At 68.9% G+C, this 16,670-nt stretch carries 15 protein-coding genes; all 15 read right to left on the bottom strand.

The window, feature by feature from the left end; genetic code table 11:
• Window positions 1-53: 53 nt before the first annotated feature.
• From J2848_RS06505 to J2848_RS06435, 15 genes are read right to left on the bottom strand one after another with little or no spacing between them, the layout of a single operon-like run.
• Window positions 54-1,013 (bottom strand): cell division protein FtsQ/DivIB, encoded by a 960-nt coding sequence (locus tag J2848_RS06505; protein ID WP_149229936.1) that lies wholly within the window; start codon window positions 1,011-1,013, stop codon window positions 54-56.
• Window positions 998-1,945, bottom strand: a complete 948-nt coding sequence (locus J2848_RS06500; protein ID WP_149229937.1) for a D-alanine--D-alanine ligase — start codon at window positions 1,943-1,945, stop codon at window positions 998-1,000. The genes J2848_RS06505 and J2848_RS06500 overlap by 16 nt, the downstream gene beginning before the upstream one ends.
• A complete protein-coding gene (murB, locus tag J2848_RS06495) occupies window positions 1,942-2,907 on the bottom strand; it encodes a UDP-N-acetylmuramate dehydrogenase (protein ID WP_149229938.1) in 966 nt (321 codons plus the stop codon). Before murB ends, J2848_RS06500 begins: the two co-directional genes overlap by 4 nt.
• Complete coding sequence (gene murC / locus J2848_RS06490) at window positions 2,904-4,322, bottom strand: UDP-N-acetylmuramate--L-alanine ligase (RefSeq protein WP_149229939.1); 1,419 nt, start codon at window positions 4,320-4,322, stop codon at window positions 2,904-2,906. The genes murB and murC overlap by 4 nt, the downstream gene beginning before the upstream one ends.
• A 7-nt stretch (window positions 4,323-4,329) precedes the next feature.
• The gene (locus J2848_RS06485) at window positions 4,330-4,569 is read right to left on the bottom strand and encodes a hypothetical protein (protein ID WP_244592762.1); all 240 of its coding nucleotides are present in this window, start codon (window positions 4,567-4,569) and stop codon (window positions 4,330-4,332) included.
• A gap of 8 nt (window positions 4,570-4,577) precedes the next feature.
• Window positions 4,578-5,825: an undecaprenyldiphospho-muramoylpentapeptide beta-N-acetylglucosaminyltransferase gene (murG, locus tag J2848_RS06480; RefSeq protein ID WP_149229940.1), complete on the bottom strand. Its 1,248-nt coding sequence runs from the start codon at window positions 5,823-5,825 to the stop codon at window positions 4,578-4,580.
• Complete coding sequence (gene ftsW, locus J2848_RS06475; RefSeq protein WP_149229941.1) at window positions 5,822-6,943, bottom strand: putative lipid II flippase FtsW; 1,122 nt, start codon at window positions 6,941-6,943, stop codon at window positions 5,822-5,824. The genes murG and ftsW overlap by 4 nt, the downstream gene beginning before the upstream one ends.
• Window positions 6,940-8,361: a UDP-N-acetylmuramoyl-L-alanine--D-glutamate ligase gene (murD, locus tag J2848_RS06470; RefSeq protein WP_149229942.1), complete on the bottom strand. Its 1,422-nt coding sequence runs from the start codon at window positions 8,359-8,361 to the stop codon at window positions 6,940-6,942. Before murD ends, ftsW begins: the two co-directional genes overlap by 4 nt.
• Before the next feature lie 13 nt (window positions 8,362-8,374).
• Complete coding sequence (mraY, locus tag J2848_RS06465; protein WP_149229943.1) at window positions 8,375-9,460, bottom strand: phospho-N-acetylmuramoyl-pentapeptide-transferase; 1,086 nt, start codon at window positions 9,458-9,460, stop codon at window positions 8,375-8,377.
• Window positions 9,461-9,469: 9 nt separating this feature from the next.
• Window positions 9,470-10,963: a UDP-N-acetylmuramoylalanyl-D-glutamyl-2,6-diaminopimelate--D-alanyl-D-alanine ligase gene (locus tag J2848_RS06460; RefSeq protein ID WP_149229944.1), complete on the bottom strand. Its 1,494-nt coding sequence runs from the start codon at window positions 10,961-10,963 to the stop codon at window positions 9,470-9,472.
• A gap of 8 nt (window positions 10,964-10,971) precedes the next feature.
• Window positions 10,972-12,447, bottom strand: coding sequence for a UDP-N-acetylmuramoyl-L-alanyl-D-glutamate--2,6-diaminopimelate ligase (locus J2848_RS06455; RefSeq protein WP_149229945.1), 1,476 nt, complete (start codon window positions 12,445-12,447; stop codon window positions 10,972-10,974).
• Complete coding sequence (locus J2848_RS06450; protein ID WP_149229946.1) at window positions 12,413-14,284, bottom strand: peptidoglycan D,D-transpeptidase FtsI family protein; 1,872 nt, start codon at window positions 14,282-14,284, stop codon at window positions 12,413-12,415. Before J2848_RS06450 ends, J2848_RS06455 begins: the two co-directional genes overlap by 35 nt.
• Complete coding sequence (gene ftsL / locus J2848_RS06445; RefSeq protein WP_149229947.1) at window positions 14,281-15,096, bottom strand: cell division protein FtsL; 816 nt, start codon at window positions 15,094-15,096, stop codon at window positions 14,281-14,283. The genes J2848_RS06450 and ftsL overlap by 4 nt, the downstream gene beginning before the upstream one ends.
• A complete protein-coding gene (gene rsmH / locus J2848_RS06440; protein ID WP_149229948.1) occupies window positions 15,093-16,067 on the bottom strand; it encodes a 16S rRNA (cytosine(1402)-N(4))-methyltransferase RsmH in 975 nt (324 codons plus the stop codon). Before rsmH ends, ftsL begins: the two co-directional genes overlap by 4 nt.
• Window positions 16,067-16,513, bottom strand: coding sequence for a division/cell wall cluster transcriptional repressor MraZ (locus J2848_RS06435; RefSeq protein ID WP_246193678.1), 447 nt, complete (start codon window positions 16,511-16,513; stop codon window positions 16,067-16,069). The genes rsmH and J2848_RS06435 overlap by 1 nt, the downstream gene beginning before the upstream one ends.
• Window positions 16,514-16,670: the final 157 nt, after the last annotated feature.

Genomic DNA, 16,670 nt, shown 5'->3' with positions numbered 1-16,670 from the left:
TGACAGGTGCTTCCCCACAAGAGCCTGTCGCCGGCAAGTCTTACCATCTCGTCCTACGATTTCTTGCCGTTCTTTTTCTTCGTATCGTCCTCCCAGCCCGGAAGCTGGGCGGTGGCGGAGGTCTGGATCGCGGCCTTGTCGGGCAGGCGCAGGTCGATGGCGACGATGTCGCGGTCCAGCACATGGCTGGCTGCGTGCATCTGCTCCAGCTGGCGCAGCGCGCGGCGCATCTCGGCATTGCCTTCCGGCAGCTTCACCGTCACGCCGTTGCCGAGCTGGAGGTTCCAGCGGCGGTCGCTGATCCAGCTGGCGGAGGACAGCATCGGCGCGATGGTGGGTGCGCCCTCCAGCGCCGACAGCAGTGTGTGGACCTGCTGCGGCGCATTGGCGCCGATCACCTGCGGCAGCGTTTCGATCCGCTGGTTGCCGCGGCGCGCCAGTTCCGCCGCGTCGGCCAGCGGGCGGCCGGCGCGGTCGATGACGGTGAACTGACGGTCATGCTGCCAGATCGCCATCGGCTGGCGTTCGGACAGGCGGATATAGAGGAAGCCGGGCAGACGCCGTTCGATCGAAGCGGACGACACCCAGGGCAGCTCCTCCAGCCGCTGCTTGGCATCGGCAAGGTCGATGGACAGGATCGGCTCGCCCCGGCGCACGCCCAGCGCGTCGAGCACGACGTCGCGCTCGGTCTCGCTGCGGCCCACCACCAGGATCTCCGACAGGCGGAAGCCCATGTCTCCGGTCAGCCGGACGACGCTCTCCTGTGCCGCCTCCAGCGTCTCTGCCAGATTGCCGCGCTTCCAGGCCGAGCCGGCGGCGGCGGTCAGCCCCAGCACCGGCACCAGCAGCAGCGCCGTCTTGACGGCGGAGCGGGTCCAGCGCGGCCAGGCACGGCGCCGCTTGCCTTTCTCCGCCGACGCGGCCATGGCGCGCGGCGGGGTCGGCATCTCGTCCCGCGCGCGCGCGCCGGCGGCGGCGCGGAAATCCGGGTTGGCCATCAGGCGAGCTGACATGCGGCATTCTCCACCAGCCAGCCGACCAGCGCGCCGTAGGTGATTCCCACATGCGCGGCCTGCTCGGGCACCAGCGACAGGGGCGTCATGCCCGGCTGGTTGTTGATCTCCAGGAAGTACAGCCCGTCCGTTCCCGGCCGGCTGTCATCCCAGCGGAAGTCGCTGCGCGACACGCCCCGGCAGCCCAGGGTGTGGTGCGCCAGCACCGCCAGCCGCTTCGCCTCCTCCGCAACGACCTCGGGGATCGCGGCGGGGATGGTGTGGACGGCGTGGCCGGCGCTGTATTTCGCGGTGTAGTCGTAAACCTGAGCCTGAAAGACGATCTCGGTCACCGCCAAAGCGCGGTCACCCATGACGCCCACGGTCAGTTCGCGACCGGGGATGAACTCCTCGACCAGCGCGCGTTCACCGAAGGTCCACGCATCGCCGACCGGGCTGTTCTGCCCCTCGCGGACCAGGGTTACGCCAACGGTCGAGCCTTCGTCCACAGGCTTGACGATATAGGGCGCCGGCATGGGGTGGCTGCCGCCGGTGATCTCCCCACGGGACAGCACCATGCCCTTGGGCGAGCGGATGCCGACGGTGTCCAGCACGCGCTTGGTCATCGCCTTGTCCATGGCGACGGCGGCGGCCTGGACGCCCGAATGGGTGTAGGGCAGGCCCAGGAACTCCAGCACGCCCTGGATCGTCCCATCCTCGCCGCCGCGGCCGTGCAGGGCGTTGAACACCACGTCGGGGCGCGGGGTGGACAGGGCGTGCATCAGCCCGCCCAGGTCGCGCTGCACGTCGATGGCGGTGACGCGGTAGCCTTCCTCCTCCAGCGCCTTGGCGACGCCGGCCCCGCTGACCAGCGACACCTCGCGCTCGGCCGACCAGCCGCCCATCAGGACGGCGACATGCTTCTTGTGGGCGTGGAGCAGGGCTTCGGTCATTGGGCGGTGCTTTCCTCGGCGGCAGGGCTGCCGATGCGCTTGATTTCCCACTCCAGCGTGACGCCGCTGGTCTCGAACACGCGGCGGCGGACCTCCTCGCCCAGCGCTTCCAGCTGGGCGGCGGTGGCCGTGCCGTTGTTGATCAGGAAGTTGCAGTGCTTTTCCGACACCTGGGCGTCGCCGATCGACAGGCCGCGGCAGCCGGCCTTGTCGATCAGCTCCCAGGCCTTGTGACCTTCCGGGTTCTTGAAGGTCGAGCCGCCGGTGCGGGAGCGGACCGGCTGGCTGTCGGCGCGCTTGTCGGAGATCTCGGCCATGCGCCGCGCGATCTCCAGCGGGTTGCCGGGCCCGCCGCGCAGGACGGCACCGGTGAAGATGCAATCCTCCGGTGCGGCGCTGTGGCGGTAGGTGAAGCCCATGCCGGCGTGGCTGAACTCCAGCCGCCGGCCGTCGCGCGCCACGGCGGTGGCGCTGACCAGCACGTCGGCCAGTTCGCGGCCATAGGCGCCGCCGTTCATCCGCAGGGCGCCGCCGATGGTGCCGGGAATGCCGGAGAGGAACTCCAGCCCGGCAATGCCGGCGTCGCGGGCAACCATGGCGACGTTCAGGTCGAGCGCCGCCGCACCGGCGGTCAGCGTCATCCCATCTGCCGTGATGTCGGTGAAGCCGCGGCCGAGCCGGATGGTGACGCCCGGCACGCCGCCGTCGCGCACCAGCAGGTTGGAGGCGACACCGATCACCGTAACCGGCACCCCGGCCGGCAGAGCCGCCAGGAAACCGGCGAGGTCGTCGGCATCGGCCGGGCGGAACATCACCTCCGCCGGGCCACCGACGCGGAACCATGTCACCGGCGCCAGCGGGGCGTCGGCGGTCAGCCGGCCGCGCACGGTGGGCATCCGGTGGATCAGGTGGCCGTTGGGCAGATGACTGTCAGCCGGGCTCATGCTGGGCGCTGCCGTCATCGGGTCACGCCGTAGAGGGCGGCCAGCTCACCCGGCAGCGCGTTCGCCCACTGGGTGATGTTTCCGGCGCCCAGGCAGACGACGAAATCGCCCGGCTTGGCCATCTCGCGCACCACCTGCGCCAACTCCTGCTGGCCGTGAAGGGCCACGACATGGCGGTGGCCGTGCATGCGCAGGCCCTCCACCAGGCTGTCGCGGCTGACGCCCTCGATCGGCGCCTCGCCGGCGGCATAGACGTCGGCGACGATCACGGCGTCGGCGTCGTTGAAGCAGGTGCAGAACTCCTCGAACAGGGCGGCGAGGCGGGAATAGCGGTGCGGCTGGACGACGGCGATGGTACGGCCGGTGCCGGCGGTGCGCGCGGCCTTCAGCACCGCGGCGATCTCCACCGGGTGGTGGCCGTAATCGTCGATGACGGTGATGCCGTTGGCCTCGCCGGTCTTGGTGAAGCGGCGCTTCACGCCCTGGAACTTGGCCATGCTGTCGCGCATCACCACGTCCGGCAGGCCCATCTCGTTGCCGACAGCGAAGCAGGCCAGTGAGTTCTGGACGTTGTGCGGCCCGTACATCGGCAGGCGCACGCCGGCGATGGCGCGGCTCTCGCCGGTGTGGCGGTCATAGATCAGCACGTCGTACTTGGCGCCATCGGGACCCAGCTCCACGTTCACCGCGCGGACGTCGGCCTGCGGCGAGAAGCCGTAGGTGACGATGCGGCGGTCCGATACGCGGGGGATCATCGCCTGCACCTCGGGATGGTCGATGCAGAGTGCGGCGAAGCCGTAGAAGGGGATGTTCTGGACGAAGCTGTCGAAGGCGGCCCGCGCGTTGTCGAAGGTGCCGTAGAAGTCCAGATGCTCCGGATCCATGTTGGTGACGACGGCGATGCAGGCCGGCAGCTTCACGAAAGTGCCGTCGCTCTCGTCCGCTTCCACCACCATCCAGTCGCCGGTGCCGAGCCGGGTGTTGGAGCCATAGGCGTTGATGATGCCGCCGTTGATGACGGTGGGGTCGAGGTTGGCGTGCTCCAGCATATGGCCGACCATCGAGGTGGTCGTGGTCTTGCCATGGGTGCCGCCGATGGCGATGGCCCATTTCAGCCGCATCAGCTCGCCCAGCATCTCGGCGCGGCGGACCACCGGCACCAGGGCGGCGCGGGCGGCCACGACCTCCGGATTGTCGCGCTTGACGGCGGAGGAGACGACGATGACGGCGGCCCCGGCGATGTTCTCGCCGCGATGGCCGACGAACACCTTGATGCCCAGTTCGCGCAGGCGCTTGACGTTGGCGTTCTCGGCAAGGTCGGAGCCCTGGACGGTATAGCCCAGGTTCCGCAGCACCTCGGCGATGCCGCTCATGCCGATGCCGCCGATGCCGACGAAGTGGATGGTGCCGATCGAGAGGGGGAGGGCGCGCATGTCGGGCTTACTTTCCGCGGCGAAGCATCAGACGAAGGGTGGCGTCGACCGCCCCGTCGGACAGGTCGTTGGGGAGGGGTTGCGATCCGTGGATCATCGACAGGCGGTCGCGCAGGAAGCCGCCTTCGGCGAGGAAGCGCGGCACCAGCGGGCAGCCCGGACGGTTGTACCAGCCACCCTCGGTCCGCGTCATGTCCGCCGGCCAGTCCTGCAGCGGTCGCGGCGTCGGCCGGGTCAGATTCCGCATGGGTTTCATCATTCCGCGGCCCCCTTGGCGCTGGCACCGGCGGATGAGTGCCGGGCGTGTTGGGATTGGTCGTGGTCGGTGTGGGCGTGAGCATGTGCGGTTGGGCCGCCCCCCAGCATCGCCAGCACGGCGTCGGCCAGTGCGGTGGCCGCGTCGGCGGTGCCCCAGTCGTGGGCGGCACGGGCCGCTGCGGCAAGCGCCTGCGGGTCGCCCAGCAGGGCGGACAGCCGCTCCGCCAGGGCCTGGGCGGTGAAGGAGGGCTGCGGCACCAGCCAAGCGGCGCCGGCTCCTGCCAGATGGCGGGCGTTGGCGGTCTGGTGGTCGTCGGTGGCGTGCGGGTAGGGCACCAGGATCGCCGGACGGCCGACGCAGGTCAGCTCCGCGATGGTGGAGGCGCCGGCGCGCGTGACGGCGAGATGGCAGGCGGCCAGCCGCTCCGGCACGTCGCGGAAGAAGGTCTGAAGCTCCAGCCGGGCGAGGCCCAGCGGTTCCAGCGCGTCGCGGGCGGCCTCCAGATCCTCCGGGCGGCATTGCTGCGCCAGATGGGTGCGGGCGCGCGTCGCCTCGGGCAGCAGGGCCAGCGCCGCGGGGATCACCTCGGAGAAGACGCGGGCACCCTGGCTGCCGCCCATCACCAGCAGGCGGATCGGGCCGCCGGGCTGCGGTGCCTCGTAGGGGGACAGACGGTTGGCGGCGACCGCCGGACGGACCGGGTTGCCGGTGCGGACGATTTTGGCGCGTTGCGCCTCGCCCAGCTTCTCGATGTCGGGGAAGGCGACGGCGATGCGGCTGGCCCCGGCGATCAGCATCCGGTTGGCACGGCCCAGCACGGCGTTCTGCTCGTGCAGCAGGGCCGGCAGCTTCGACTGGATTGCGGCATAGACGGTGGGGACCGACGGGTAGCCGCCGAAGCCGACGACCGCGGCGGGATCGAGCCGGCGCATCAGCGCCCGCGCCTCCAGCAGGCCAAGGCCCATCTGCAGGGCGGCCTTCAGCTTGCCGACGATGCCGGCGCCGGGGGAGGCGGCGCGGATGCGGTGGACCGGCACCTCCGGCAGGTTCTCGCCGAAGGCATGGCCGCGCTTGTCGGTGACCAGCGTCACGGCGCGGCCGCGCGCCAGCAGCTCGCGCGCCAGCGCCTCGGCCGGGAACATGTGCCCGCCGGTGCCACCGGCGGCCAGGACGATCGCCTTGTTGGCGTCGGCGTCGAAGCCCGCATTGAAGCCGGTTGCGCTCAAGTCGGTCGGCCTCCTCATTCCGCGGGGCCGAAACGTTTGCGTGTCAGTGCCAGAACCATACCCATGCCGAACCCGAGAGCGAGCAGCGAGGAGCCGCCGTAGGAGATGAACGGCAGGGTCATGCCCTTGGTCGGCATAAGATGCAAGGACGAACCCATGTTGATCGCCGCCTGAAGCCCGAACTGGATCAGAAGACCGGCGGCGGCCAGCAAAACGAAATAATTGTTGTCATTGAAGACACGAGCGAACCCGCGCAGAACGACGAAGGCGAACAGCACCACCAACCCAAGGCAGAAGATCAGGCCCAGCTCTTCACCCGCCACCGCGAAGATGAAGTCGGCGTGGCTGTCGGGCAGATAGAACTTCACCGTGCCCTGGCCGGGACCGGTGCCCATCAACCCGCCGTTGGCGAAGGCCTCAAGCGAGCGGTTGACCTGATAGTTGTCGCCGGCATGCGGGTCGAGGAAGCGGTTGATGCGGCTGGTGACGTGCGGCAGCGTATAATAGGCGCCGACCAGACCGACCACGCCCAGCCCGCCGAGACCCATCACCAGCACGAGGTTCAGCCCGGCCAGGAAGAACTGGGTGAACCAGACGGCGGAGACGACGAAGGTCATGCCGAGGTCGGGTTGAAGGATCAGGCCGGCCATGGTGATGCCGTAGAGCGCCATCGACACCAGCGCGCCGGGGAAGCCGGGATTGGTGCGCGACAGCGAGAACAGCCACGCCGCGACCACGGCGAAGGCCGGTTTCACGAATTCGGACGGCTGGATCGACAGGCCGGGGATATGGATCCAGCGGCGCGCACCTTTGATCTCCACACCCACCACGAGGGTGGCATAGACCAGCACCACCGAGATCAGGAACACCCCCAGCGCCACCCGCCGCACGCCGCGCGGGCTGAGCAGCGAGACGCCGACCATGATGATGATCGCCGGGATCAGCATCATCACGTGGCGTTCGACGAAATAGAAGGTGTCCTGGATACCGATGCGCTCGGCCACCGGCGGGCTGGCCGCGGTGATCAGGACGGTGCCGAGAAACATCAGCAGGGCGACGGCACCCAGCTGCCAGCGGTCGACGGTCCACCACCAGCGGCCGAAGATCGATTGGTCGGTACGGTCGAAGGTGATCATGCAACGCCCCCGCTGGTGCCGTCCCCGGTGCTCTCATGCGCCGCGACGATGTTCGCGACATAGGTCGCGAAGGCTTCACCGCGCTTCTCGAAATTGGCGAACTGGTCCCACGACGCGCAGGCTGGCGACAGCAGCACGCAGGCCCCCTCCAGCCGCTCCGCCAGGGCCAGTCCGGCCGCCTTCGCGGTGGCGACATCCAGCGTTCCACAGCGTGTATAAGCAACGCCCCGAGCATCGAGCCATGCGGCGAATTGTTCCTGCGCCTCGCCGATCAGGAAAGCGTGGCGGACGCGGCCCATATAGCCCTCCAGCCCGTTCAGCCCGGTGTCCTTGGCCTGTCCGCCGAGGATCCAGTAGATCGGGTCGAAGGTCGCCAGTGCCTTTTCCGTGGCGTCGGCGTTGGTCGCCTTGCTGTCATTGACGAAGCGCACGCCGTCCAGCGTCCCGACCAGCTGCTGCCGGTGGGCAAGGCCAGGGAAGGTCGCCGTCGCCGCGACGATCGCCGGTACCGGCAGGCCGGCGGCCTTGCAGGTGGCGAAGGCGGCGGCGGCGTTCTGCCAGTTGTGGGCGCCCAGCAGGTTGGGCAGCGCCGACAGCTCCACGACACGAACCGCTTCGCCGTCGGTGTCGTCGATCAGCCAGCCGTCGGCGGCATAGACGCCACCCGCCACCGGCCCCCGGGCGGAGATCGGCCAGATGCGCTGGTCGCCGACGGCGACGAGGTCGGCGTGGATCTTGCGGCAATGCTCGTCGTCCACCCCGATTACCGCGGTGCGCGGTCGGGTCTGGCGGTGGAAGATCAGCTTCTTGGCGGCGATGTAGCCCTCCATCCCGCCATGGCGGGCGAGATGATCGGGCGTGATGTTCAGCAGGACGGCGATGTCGAAGGTGATGGAGTGGGTCAGCTCCAGCTGATAGCTCGACATCTCCAGCACGCAGGTGCCGCCGGATCCGATGGGATCGAAGGTCAGCACCGGCGTGCCCAGATTGCCGCCGACCGCGGCCTTGCGCCCGGCGGCGGCCAGGATATGGCCGATCAGGGTGGTGGTGGTCGATTTGCCATTGGTGCCGGTGATGCCGATGAAGGCGCAGTCGCGCTCCGCCCGGCCCAGCAGCTCGATGTCGCAGATCAGCTCGATCCCCAGCGCGCGGGCACGCTCCGCCACCGGGTGCGGCTTGGGGAAGCTATGCGGAATGCCGGGCGACCAGACGATGGTGGTCAGGTCCGACAGGTCGGCGGTGGCGAGATCGACCACGGCGAAGCCCTCGGCCTCCGCCGCGGTGCGGGAGGCGGGATTGTCGTCCCACACCCGCACCTCGGCCCCGCTGTCGCGCAGCGCGCGGGCGGTGGCGAGGCCGGACTTGCCCAGCCCCATCACCGCGACGGGCAGCTCCTGCATATAGAACAGGTCGATCATCGCCGGTCTTCCCTCACCGCAGCTTCAGCGTTGACAGGCCGACCAGCGCCAGGATCGAGGCGATGATCCAGAAACGGATCACCACCGTCGGTTCGGCCCAGCCTTTCTTCTCGAAGTGATGGTGCAGCGGCGCCATGCGGAACACCCGCTTGCCGGTCAGCTTGAAGGAGGCGACCTGCACGATCACCGACACCGTCTCCAGCACGAACAGGCCGCCGATGATGGCCAGTACGATCTCATGCTTGGTCACCACGCTGACCGCACCCAGCGCACCGCCCAGCGACAGCGACCCGGTGTCGCCCATGAAGACCATGGCGGGCGGGGCGTTGTACCACAGGAAGCCCAAGCCGGCGCCGACCAGCGCGCCGCAGAACACCGCCAGTTCGCCGGAACCCGGCACATGGTGGATTTGCAGGTAGTTGGCGAAGATCGCGTTGCCCGACAGGTAGGAGATCAGGCCGAAGCAGCCGGCGGCGATCATCGTCGGCACGATGGCCAGCCCGTCCAGCCCGTCGGTCAGGTTCACCGAGTTCGAAGCGCCGACCATGATGAAGGCGCCGAAGGGCACGAAGAACCAGGACAGCTGGATCAGGAAGTCCTTGACGAAGGGAACCGCCACGCCGCCCGACAGCGGCGGGGCCGAGACCCACATGATGAGTGCCGAGGCCACCAATCCGATGGTGATCTCCCAGCCCAGACGGAAGCGGCCGGACAGCCCCTTGGTGTTGCGCTTGGTCAGCTTCAGGTAATCGTCGCCGAAGCCGATCAGGCCGTAGCCGATGGTCACCAGCAGGACGATCCAGATATAGGCGTTGGTCAGGTCAGCCCACAGCAGGGTGCTGACCGTCATGGCGATCAGGATCATCAGGCCGCCCATGGTGGGCGTGCCCTTCTTCTTGAAATGGCTCTCGGGGCCGTCGGCGCGGATGGGCTGTCCTTCGCCCTGCTTGCGCTTCAGCCACGCAATCAGGCGGGGAAAGAAGACGAAGCTGATGACGAGCGACGTGATCACGGCGCCGCCGGTCCGGAAGGTCAGATACCGGAACAGGTTGAACGGCGAGAAGACGTCGGCCAGACCGAAGAGGAGGTTGTAGAGCATTTGGGTCCGTCAGCCTCGCGGGCCTTGCGCGGACTGCGCGGCCTGCGGCTGGTTGGTGGTTCGGGAGGCGGCTTTGTCCTCGCTTTCGCGCCCGCTGTCGAGTGCCGCGAGCGCATCGACGATCAGACCTGTACGACTGCCCAAAGACCCCTTGACCATGATAACGTCGCCGCCTTTTACGGTCCCGGTCACGATGGGGGCCAACTCCACGCTGGTTTCGGTCCAGGCACCACGCATCGCCGCCGGCAGGTGGTCGAACAGTGCCTTCATGTGCGGCCCACAGGCATAGACGGTGTCGACAAGTGCTGCGCGCAACGGCTCGGCGAGCGCGACGTGCAGCGTGTCGGCGCGGTCGCCCAGCTCGCGCATGTCCCCAAGCACGGCGATGCGCCGGCCGCCGGCACCGGGGTCGATCTTGCCCAGCACCTCCAGCGTCGCGGCCATGGCGGCCGGGCTGGCGTTGTAGCTCTCGTCGATCAGGGTGAAAGCGCCCTGCGGCAGCCGGATGCGCTTGCGGGTCCCGCGGCCCTTGACCGACGGCAGGCTGGACAGGGCCCGGGCGGCGGTGGCGACGTCGGCGCCCAGTGCCTTCACCGCCAGCAACACTGCCAGGCTGTTCATTACCCAATGCCTGCCGGGCTGCGACAGGCAATATTGCAGCCGCTCGCCGCGGATGACCGCGGTCACGGCACTGCATGTCGCGTGCAGCGAGCAGTCGAGCAGGCGGGCGTCGGCCTCCTCATGGGTGCCGAAGCTCCAGACGTGGGTCAGGCCGTGGCGTCGTGCCGCGGCGGCCAGCCGGACATACTGCCCGTTGTCGCGGTTCAGCACGGCGACGCCGTTGGCATCCAGCCCCTCGAAGATCTCGGCCTTGGCGTCGGCGATGGCTTCGACACCGGAGAAGAATTCCAGATGAGCCGCCTCGACCGTCGTGATGATCGCGACATGCGGCTTGACCTGCCGGGACAGCGGGCCGATTTCGCCGGCGTGGTTCATCCCCAGCTCGAACACGCCATAGGCGCTGTCGGCGGGCAGGCGGGCGAGCGACAGCGGCACGCCCCAATGGTTGTTCAGGCTGCCTTCGGTGGCATAGGTCGACCCTTGCGCCGACAGGACGTGACGCAGCGTCTCCTTGGTGCCGGTCTTGCCGACGGAGCCGGTGACACCGACGAAGCGCGCGCCGCAGCGCGCCCGTGCCGCGACACCCAGCGCCGCCATCGAGTCCAGCGTGTCGGCCGGGGCCATCAGCAGCGGCGCCTCCGCCGGCAGCCCGTCCGGCAGATGATCGACCAGCGCTGCCGCGGCACCGGCGGCGAGCGCCGCGCCGACGAAGGCATGGCCGTCGAAGTTCGGTCCGCGGATGGCGACGAACAGGTCGCCCGGCGCCACTTTGCGGCTGTCGATGGTCACGCCGGTGGCGGTCCACGCGGATAGGCCGGCCAGACGCCCGCCGGTGGCGGCTGCCGCATCCGCCGCGGTCCAGAGGACCGTCTTATCCGTCATGTCCCTGCTCATGCTCCAACCTCCGCTACGGCTTTCCGGGCCTCGTCCGCATCGTCGAACGGACGCACCTCGGTGCCGATCGTTTGTCCCTGTTCGTGGCCCTTGCCGGCAATGACCAGCACATCGCCGGGCTGAAGCTGCCGTACCGCGGTACGGATCGCCTCGGCCCGGTCGCCGATCTCCTCCAACCGGCCGGCCAGTTCCCCGGTGGCCCCGGCCAGCACCTGACCCCGCACGAAAGCGGCATCCTCGGTCCGCGGGTTGTCGTCGGTGACGATGGCGCGGTCGGCCAGTCTGGCCGCCAGCGCCCCCATCACCGGCCGCTTGCTGCGGTCACGGTCGCCGCCGCAGCCGAATACCGTCACCAGATGGCGCGCGGCATGCGACCGCAGCGCCAGCAGCACCGTTTCCAGTGCGTCCGGCGTGTGGGCGAAATCGACGTAGACCGTCGCTCCGTTGGGGTGGGTCGCGACATGCTGCAACCGGCCCGGCACGCCTTCCAGCGAAGGAAGGGCGGCCAGTGCCCGTTCGGCGTCGCCGCCTGATCCGATGACCAGACCCAACGCGCAGAGCACGTTCCAGGCCTGGAAGCGACCTGCCAGCGGCAGGTCTACCGTCACCTCGCGGCCGAGCACGGACAGGGCAAGGCGCTGACCATGGGCCAGCGGCTCCACCCCGGTCACCCGAAGCTCGGTTCCGGCCAGACCATAGGACAGGATTTGGTGGCCACGTTCGTTACAAATTGTGGCAAAAAAGTGGAAGTCGTCGCTATCGGCGTTCAGGACGGCGGTGCATCCTGTAGGTAGCACACGCTGGAACAGCATCGCCTTGGCGTCGCGATAGGCCGCCATGGTGCCGTGATAGTCGAGATGGTCGAGCGTCAGGTTGGTGAAGCCGGCGGCCTTGATCGCCACGCCGTCCAGCCGGAACTGCTCCAGCCCGTGGCTCGACGCCTCCATCGCCAGATGGTCGATGCCGGCGTCCTTGGCGGCGGCGAGGTCGCGGTGCAGCGACACGGGGTCGGGTGTCGTCATGCCGCCATAGCCGTGCAGGCCGGGGCCGAGCAGGCCCAGCGTGCCCAGGCTGCCGGCGGGCAGGCCCATGCGTGCCCAGATCTGGGCGGCGAACTGCACGGTGGAGGTCTTGCCGTTGGTGCCGGTCACAGCGACCACCGTTTCCGGCTGGCGCCCGCCATGGAAGGCGGCGGCCATGTGCGCGAAGGCGAGGCGAGGCTGCGGGTCGGTCAGCAGGACGGCGGTGGAACCGGCGGGCAGGTCGGTGCCCTCGGGCGCCAGCACCGCGACGGCGCCCTTGGCGAGCGCATCGGCGATGAAGGCGCGGCCATCGGCCTTCACGCCGGGCAGGGCGGCAAAGACGAAGCCGGGCCCGACCGCCCGGCTGTCGGCGGTCAGCCCGGCGATGTCGGGGTCGGCTGCGCCGAGGCCGAAGTCAGCGCGGTTTGGTCTGAGTTGGGAAAGACGCAACGGTGCTTCCCTTCGACGGGGGTGGGGCGGTGACGGGAGGCAGCGATTGCTGCCAGTTGGTGGAACCGGCGGCGTTCAGATAGGTGGAGTTCAGGATTTCCGGCGCGTTCTCATCCAACATCGGCACGTTCAGCAGCGGGCCGACCTGCCTGATGATGCGGCCCACGGTCGGAGCGCCAACGGTGCCGCCGGTCGCAAAGCCGCCGGTCCTGGCGATGCCCTTGGGCTCATCGACCAGCACGTAGACGATGTAGCGCGGATCGTTCATCGGGAAGGCGCCGAGGAACGACGACATGCGCGAGTTCTTCTCGTAATGCTTGCCCTTTTGCTTGTCCGCGGTGCCGGTTTTACCGCCGACAAGATAGCCTTTGACCGCAGCGGTCTTGCCGGTGCCTTCGGTGACCACGAAGCGGAACATACGCCGCATCATGTCGGAGGTCTGGCGCGACACCACCTGTTCGGTCGGGATCTCATCTCCCGCTTTGCGCTTCAGCAGGGTCGGCTTATGGAAGAAGCCGCCGTTGATGACGGATGCGGCGGCGGCCACCGTGTGCATCGGGCTGACCGAGATGCCGTGGCCGAAGGAGATGGTGTAGCTGTTGATCTCGCGCCATGGGTTGGGCACCAGCGGCCAGCCGTTTTCCGGCAGTTCCAGCCCGGTGGGCCTGGTGAAGCCCATCTTGGTCATGAAGGCCTTCTGCGCCGCCACGCCGATCAGCTGGATCATGCGAACGGAGCCGAGGTTGGACGAGTGCTGGAACACTTCCGCCACCGTAAGGGCGCGGTGCAGGCTGTGATAGTCATTGATGGTGAAGCGGCCGATCTTCACCGGATGCGCCGCGTCGAACATGTCCGACACCCGGATCTTGCCGGAATCAAAGGCCAACGCCGAGTTGAAGATCTTGAAGGTCGATCCCATCTCGTACACGCCGAGCGTCGCCCGGTTGAACAGCGTCTCGGGATTCAGGCCGGTCGGATCCTGCGGGTCGAAATCGGGCAGCGAGACCATCGCCAGCACTTCGCCGTTGCGCACGTCGAAGACGATGCCGGCGGCACCGATGGCGCTGAACTCCTGCACCGTGGCGGTCAGTTCCTTCTTCAGGACATGCTGCAACCGAAGGTCGATCGACAGCTGGAGCGGTGTTCCCGGCTCCTCTTTCAGCCGCTTGTTGAAGCCCTGCTCCATGCCGGCAAGGCCGTTGTTGTCGATGCCGGTGAAGCCGACGATGTGGGCGGTCAGCGGACCGGCCGGGTAGAAGCGGCGTTCCTCCTGCTCGAACGCGACACCGGGAATGCCCAGCCGGTGGACGGCGGCCTGCTGCTTCGGCGTCAGGTTGCGCTTCAGCCAGACGAACCGGCGGTCGCCGCTCAGCTTGGCGAGGACGTCCTTGTAGTCCAGGTCCGGCAGGGCGCTGACCAGCTTCTGTGCGGCCTCTTCCGGGCGCGAGACCAGCTTGGGGTCGGCGTAGAGCGACTGGGTGACCAGCGAGGTCGCCAGCAGATTGCCGTTGCGGTCGGTGATGTCGGCGCGGTTGGTGGTGGTCTCGCCGATCTCCAGCGCGACATGCGGGCGCGGCTCGCCGCCGCCCGCGAGCAGAGTTGCCATCGCCAGCTTGACGCTGATGGCGGTGAAGACGGTCGTGACCACGGCAGCCGTCACCATCAAACGGTAACGGCTCTGTTCCAGCGCGACCGCCAGCGAGGTCCGCGGCTTGGCGGACGGCTGCGGGGTCGGCTGGGGAAAAGGCGAGGGCGCCGGCGGCGGCACGTAGGTGCTGCCGGTGCTGGCACCGGGCTGGCCGTAGCCGGCCGGACCGCCGTGGTCGTGACCGTTCATCGATTGGCCCCCAGCCGCGCAACGAGCAGCCCGAGGCTGTCGGTCGGTTTGGGCTGATAGGCCGGCTGCTGGGCGGCGGGAGCCGCGGCGGCGACAACCTTGGGGGTGGGTGCCGGCGCCGGGGTCGGGCGGGCGGCCAGCTCGGTCGGGCGCGAAGTCGGGGCGTTCGGTGCCAGCTTACCGGCGGCCGGCGCCGCCGGGGCAGCGGACTTCTCGGCGGGCGCACGGGCGGAGCCGGGGACCAGGGCGGCCGGCTTGATCCGGTTGGCGCGGGATGGATCGGCGAGACCGCCGGAGGAGGGCAGGGACGCAGGCACGACGACAGGCGCGCGTTCCAGCGCCTTTTCCATCGGCAGCGGCTTCGCCAATCCGACCGGCGCGCTGACCGGAACGATTCCGGCGGCAGCATTGTTGTTGGGAGCGGCGGGGGCGCGGGCGGCGGCCAGCTGCGAATTGCCGGCGCCGGGTGCCAGGACCATCGGCGGGAGCGGAGCGATGCCGGGCGGCGTCAGGGCGGGCGGCGGAACCGCATCGGCCGGGCGCATCGGGATCACGTCCATCGCCAGATACTGGCGCGGTTCGGTCGGTTTCAGCGTCAGATAGGCCTGCGCCATCTGCTCCAGCTTGGTGGGATCGTTCAGGTAGCTCCACTCGGCCTTCAGGACCTGGATGGACTCCTGCTCCTGAACGATCTTGCGGTTCAGCCCGGCGAGCTTCTCCTCCAGATCCTGGACGTCGTAGCTGGTCTGGAACAGCACGCCACCGGCGGCCGCGATCAGGCCGCCCCAGAACAGCCAGGTCTTGCCTTTCATGCTGCCTCCTTGCCGGACGCCGGGAACGCGGGCGCCTCGGTACGTTCAGCCGCGCGCAGCCGGGCGGACCGGGCGCGTGGGTTGTTACGGGCTTCGGCCTCGCTCGGGTCCACGGGTTTCCGGGAGAGCAGGCGGAAGGATGGATGATGCGCCGCGACCGCGGTCACGGGCGTATGGCGGGACGGGGAGGGCGGCGGCGAAGAGCGTTCCCGCAGGAACGCCTTGACCTCACGGTCCTCCAGCGAATGGAAGGAGACGACGGCCAGACGCCCGCCGGGTGCCAGCAGCGACTCGGCAGCGGACAGGCCGCGCCGCAGTTCGCCCAGTTCGTCGTTCACATGGATGCGCAGGGCCTGGAAGGTCCGGGTGGCCGGGTCGATCCCGTCGCCCTTCCCTTTCGGCACCACCGAGCGGATGATGTCGGCCAGCCGCGCCGTGCGCTCGATCGGCGCCTCGCGGCGGGCGGCGGCGATGGCGCGGGCGACGCGGCGCGCCATCCGTTCCTCGCCCAGCTGATAGATGATATCGGCCAGTTCCGCCTCGTCGGCGGTGTTGACCACGTCGGCGGCCGTCGGCCCATCCCGTCCCATCCGCATGTCGAGCGGGCCGTCGAAGCGGAAGGAGAAGCCGCGCTCCGGCTCGTCGATCTGGGGGGAGGAGACGCCGACGTCGAGCGCCACGCCGTCGACCTTGTCGACGCCATGGTCGGCGAGCAGCCGGTCCATATCGCCGAAGCGGCCCTCGATCACCTCCAGCCGTCCGGGGAATTCCTGGGCCAGCGCACGGCCGCGCTCGATCGCGGCGGGATCGCGATCGATGCCGATAACCCGGCAGGAGGCCGATTGCAGCAGGGCGCGGCTGTAGCCGCCGGCGCCGAAAGTGCCGTCCACATAGAGGCCGCCCTCGCGCGGGGACAGCGCGGCGATCACCTCGTCCAGCAGGACGGGAATATGGATGCGGGAGTCGGTCATCAGGCGCCCTCCCCGCTCCGGCCGGCGGCGGCGCGGGAGGCTTTGGCAACGATCTGGCTCAGCGAGATGTCCTTGCGCACGACCTGTTCGCGCAGGGCGGCCTCGTGGGCCTTCAGGGCGTCGGGTTCCCAGATCTGGAAGGTCTTGCGGCGGCCGATAAAGGCGGCCTCCTCGCTGATGCCGGCGAATTCCGCCAGTTCCTTGGGCAGGACGATGCGGCCTTCGGCGTCGGAGGAGACGGGGATCAGCTTGCCGAAGATGAAGGTCTCGATCATGTCGCGCTCGTCGGCATCGAGGTCGGGGGATTCGAGGCTTTCGGAGAGGACGTCGAGATAGTCCTGGTCGGCGCCTTCCAGCGCCTGGTGGTTCAGCGAGGGCCAGAGATAGACGGTGCTGGGGGCCGACGTTTTGGCAAGCGACTGCCTGAACTGTGCCGGGATCGACACACGCCCTTTCCTGTCAACTTTGTTGACGTATGTGGACAGGAAAACGGCCATAGGCCCGGCGATCCCCCCTGCTATTCCCCATGCGCGGTCGGGTGCCCCGCGCTAGCCCCGCTTGGCCCATTCAGCTCCCGCCCCCGGTGTTAACCAGAATGGGTAG

Origin of the sequence: Azospirillum lipoferum, from assembly GCF_024170005.1 — a bacterium.
In the GTDB taxonomy this organism is placed as follows: Bacteria; Pseudomonadota; Alphaproteobacteria; order Azospirillales; family Azospirillaceae; genus Azospirillum; species Azospirillum lipoferum.
This window is presented reverse-complemented; position numbering and strand designations above follow the sequence as displayed.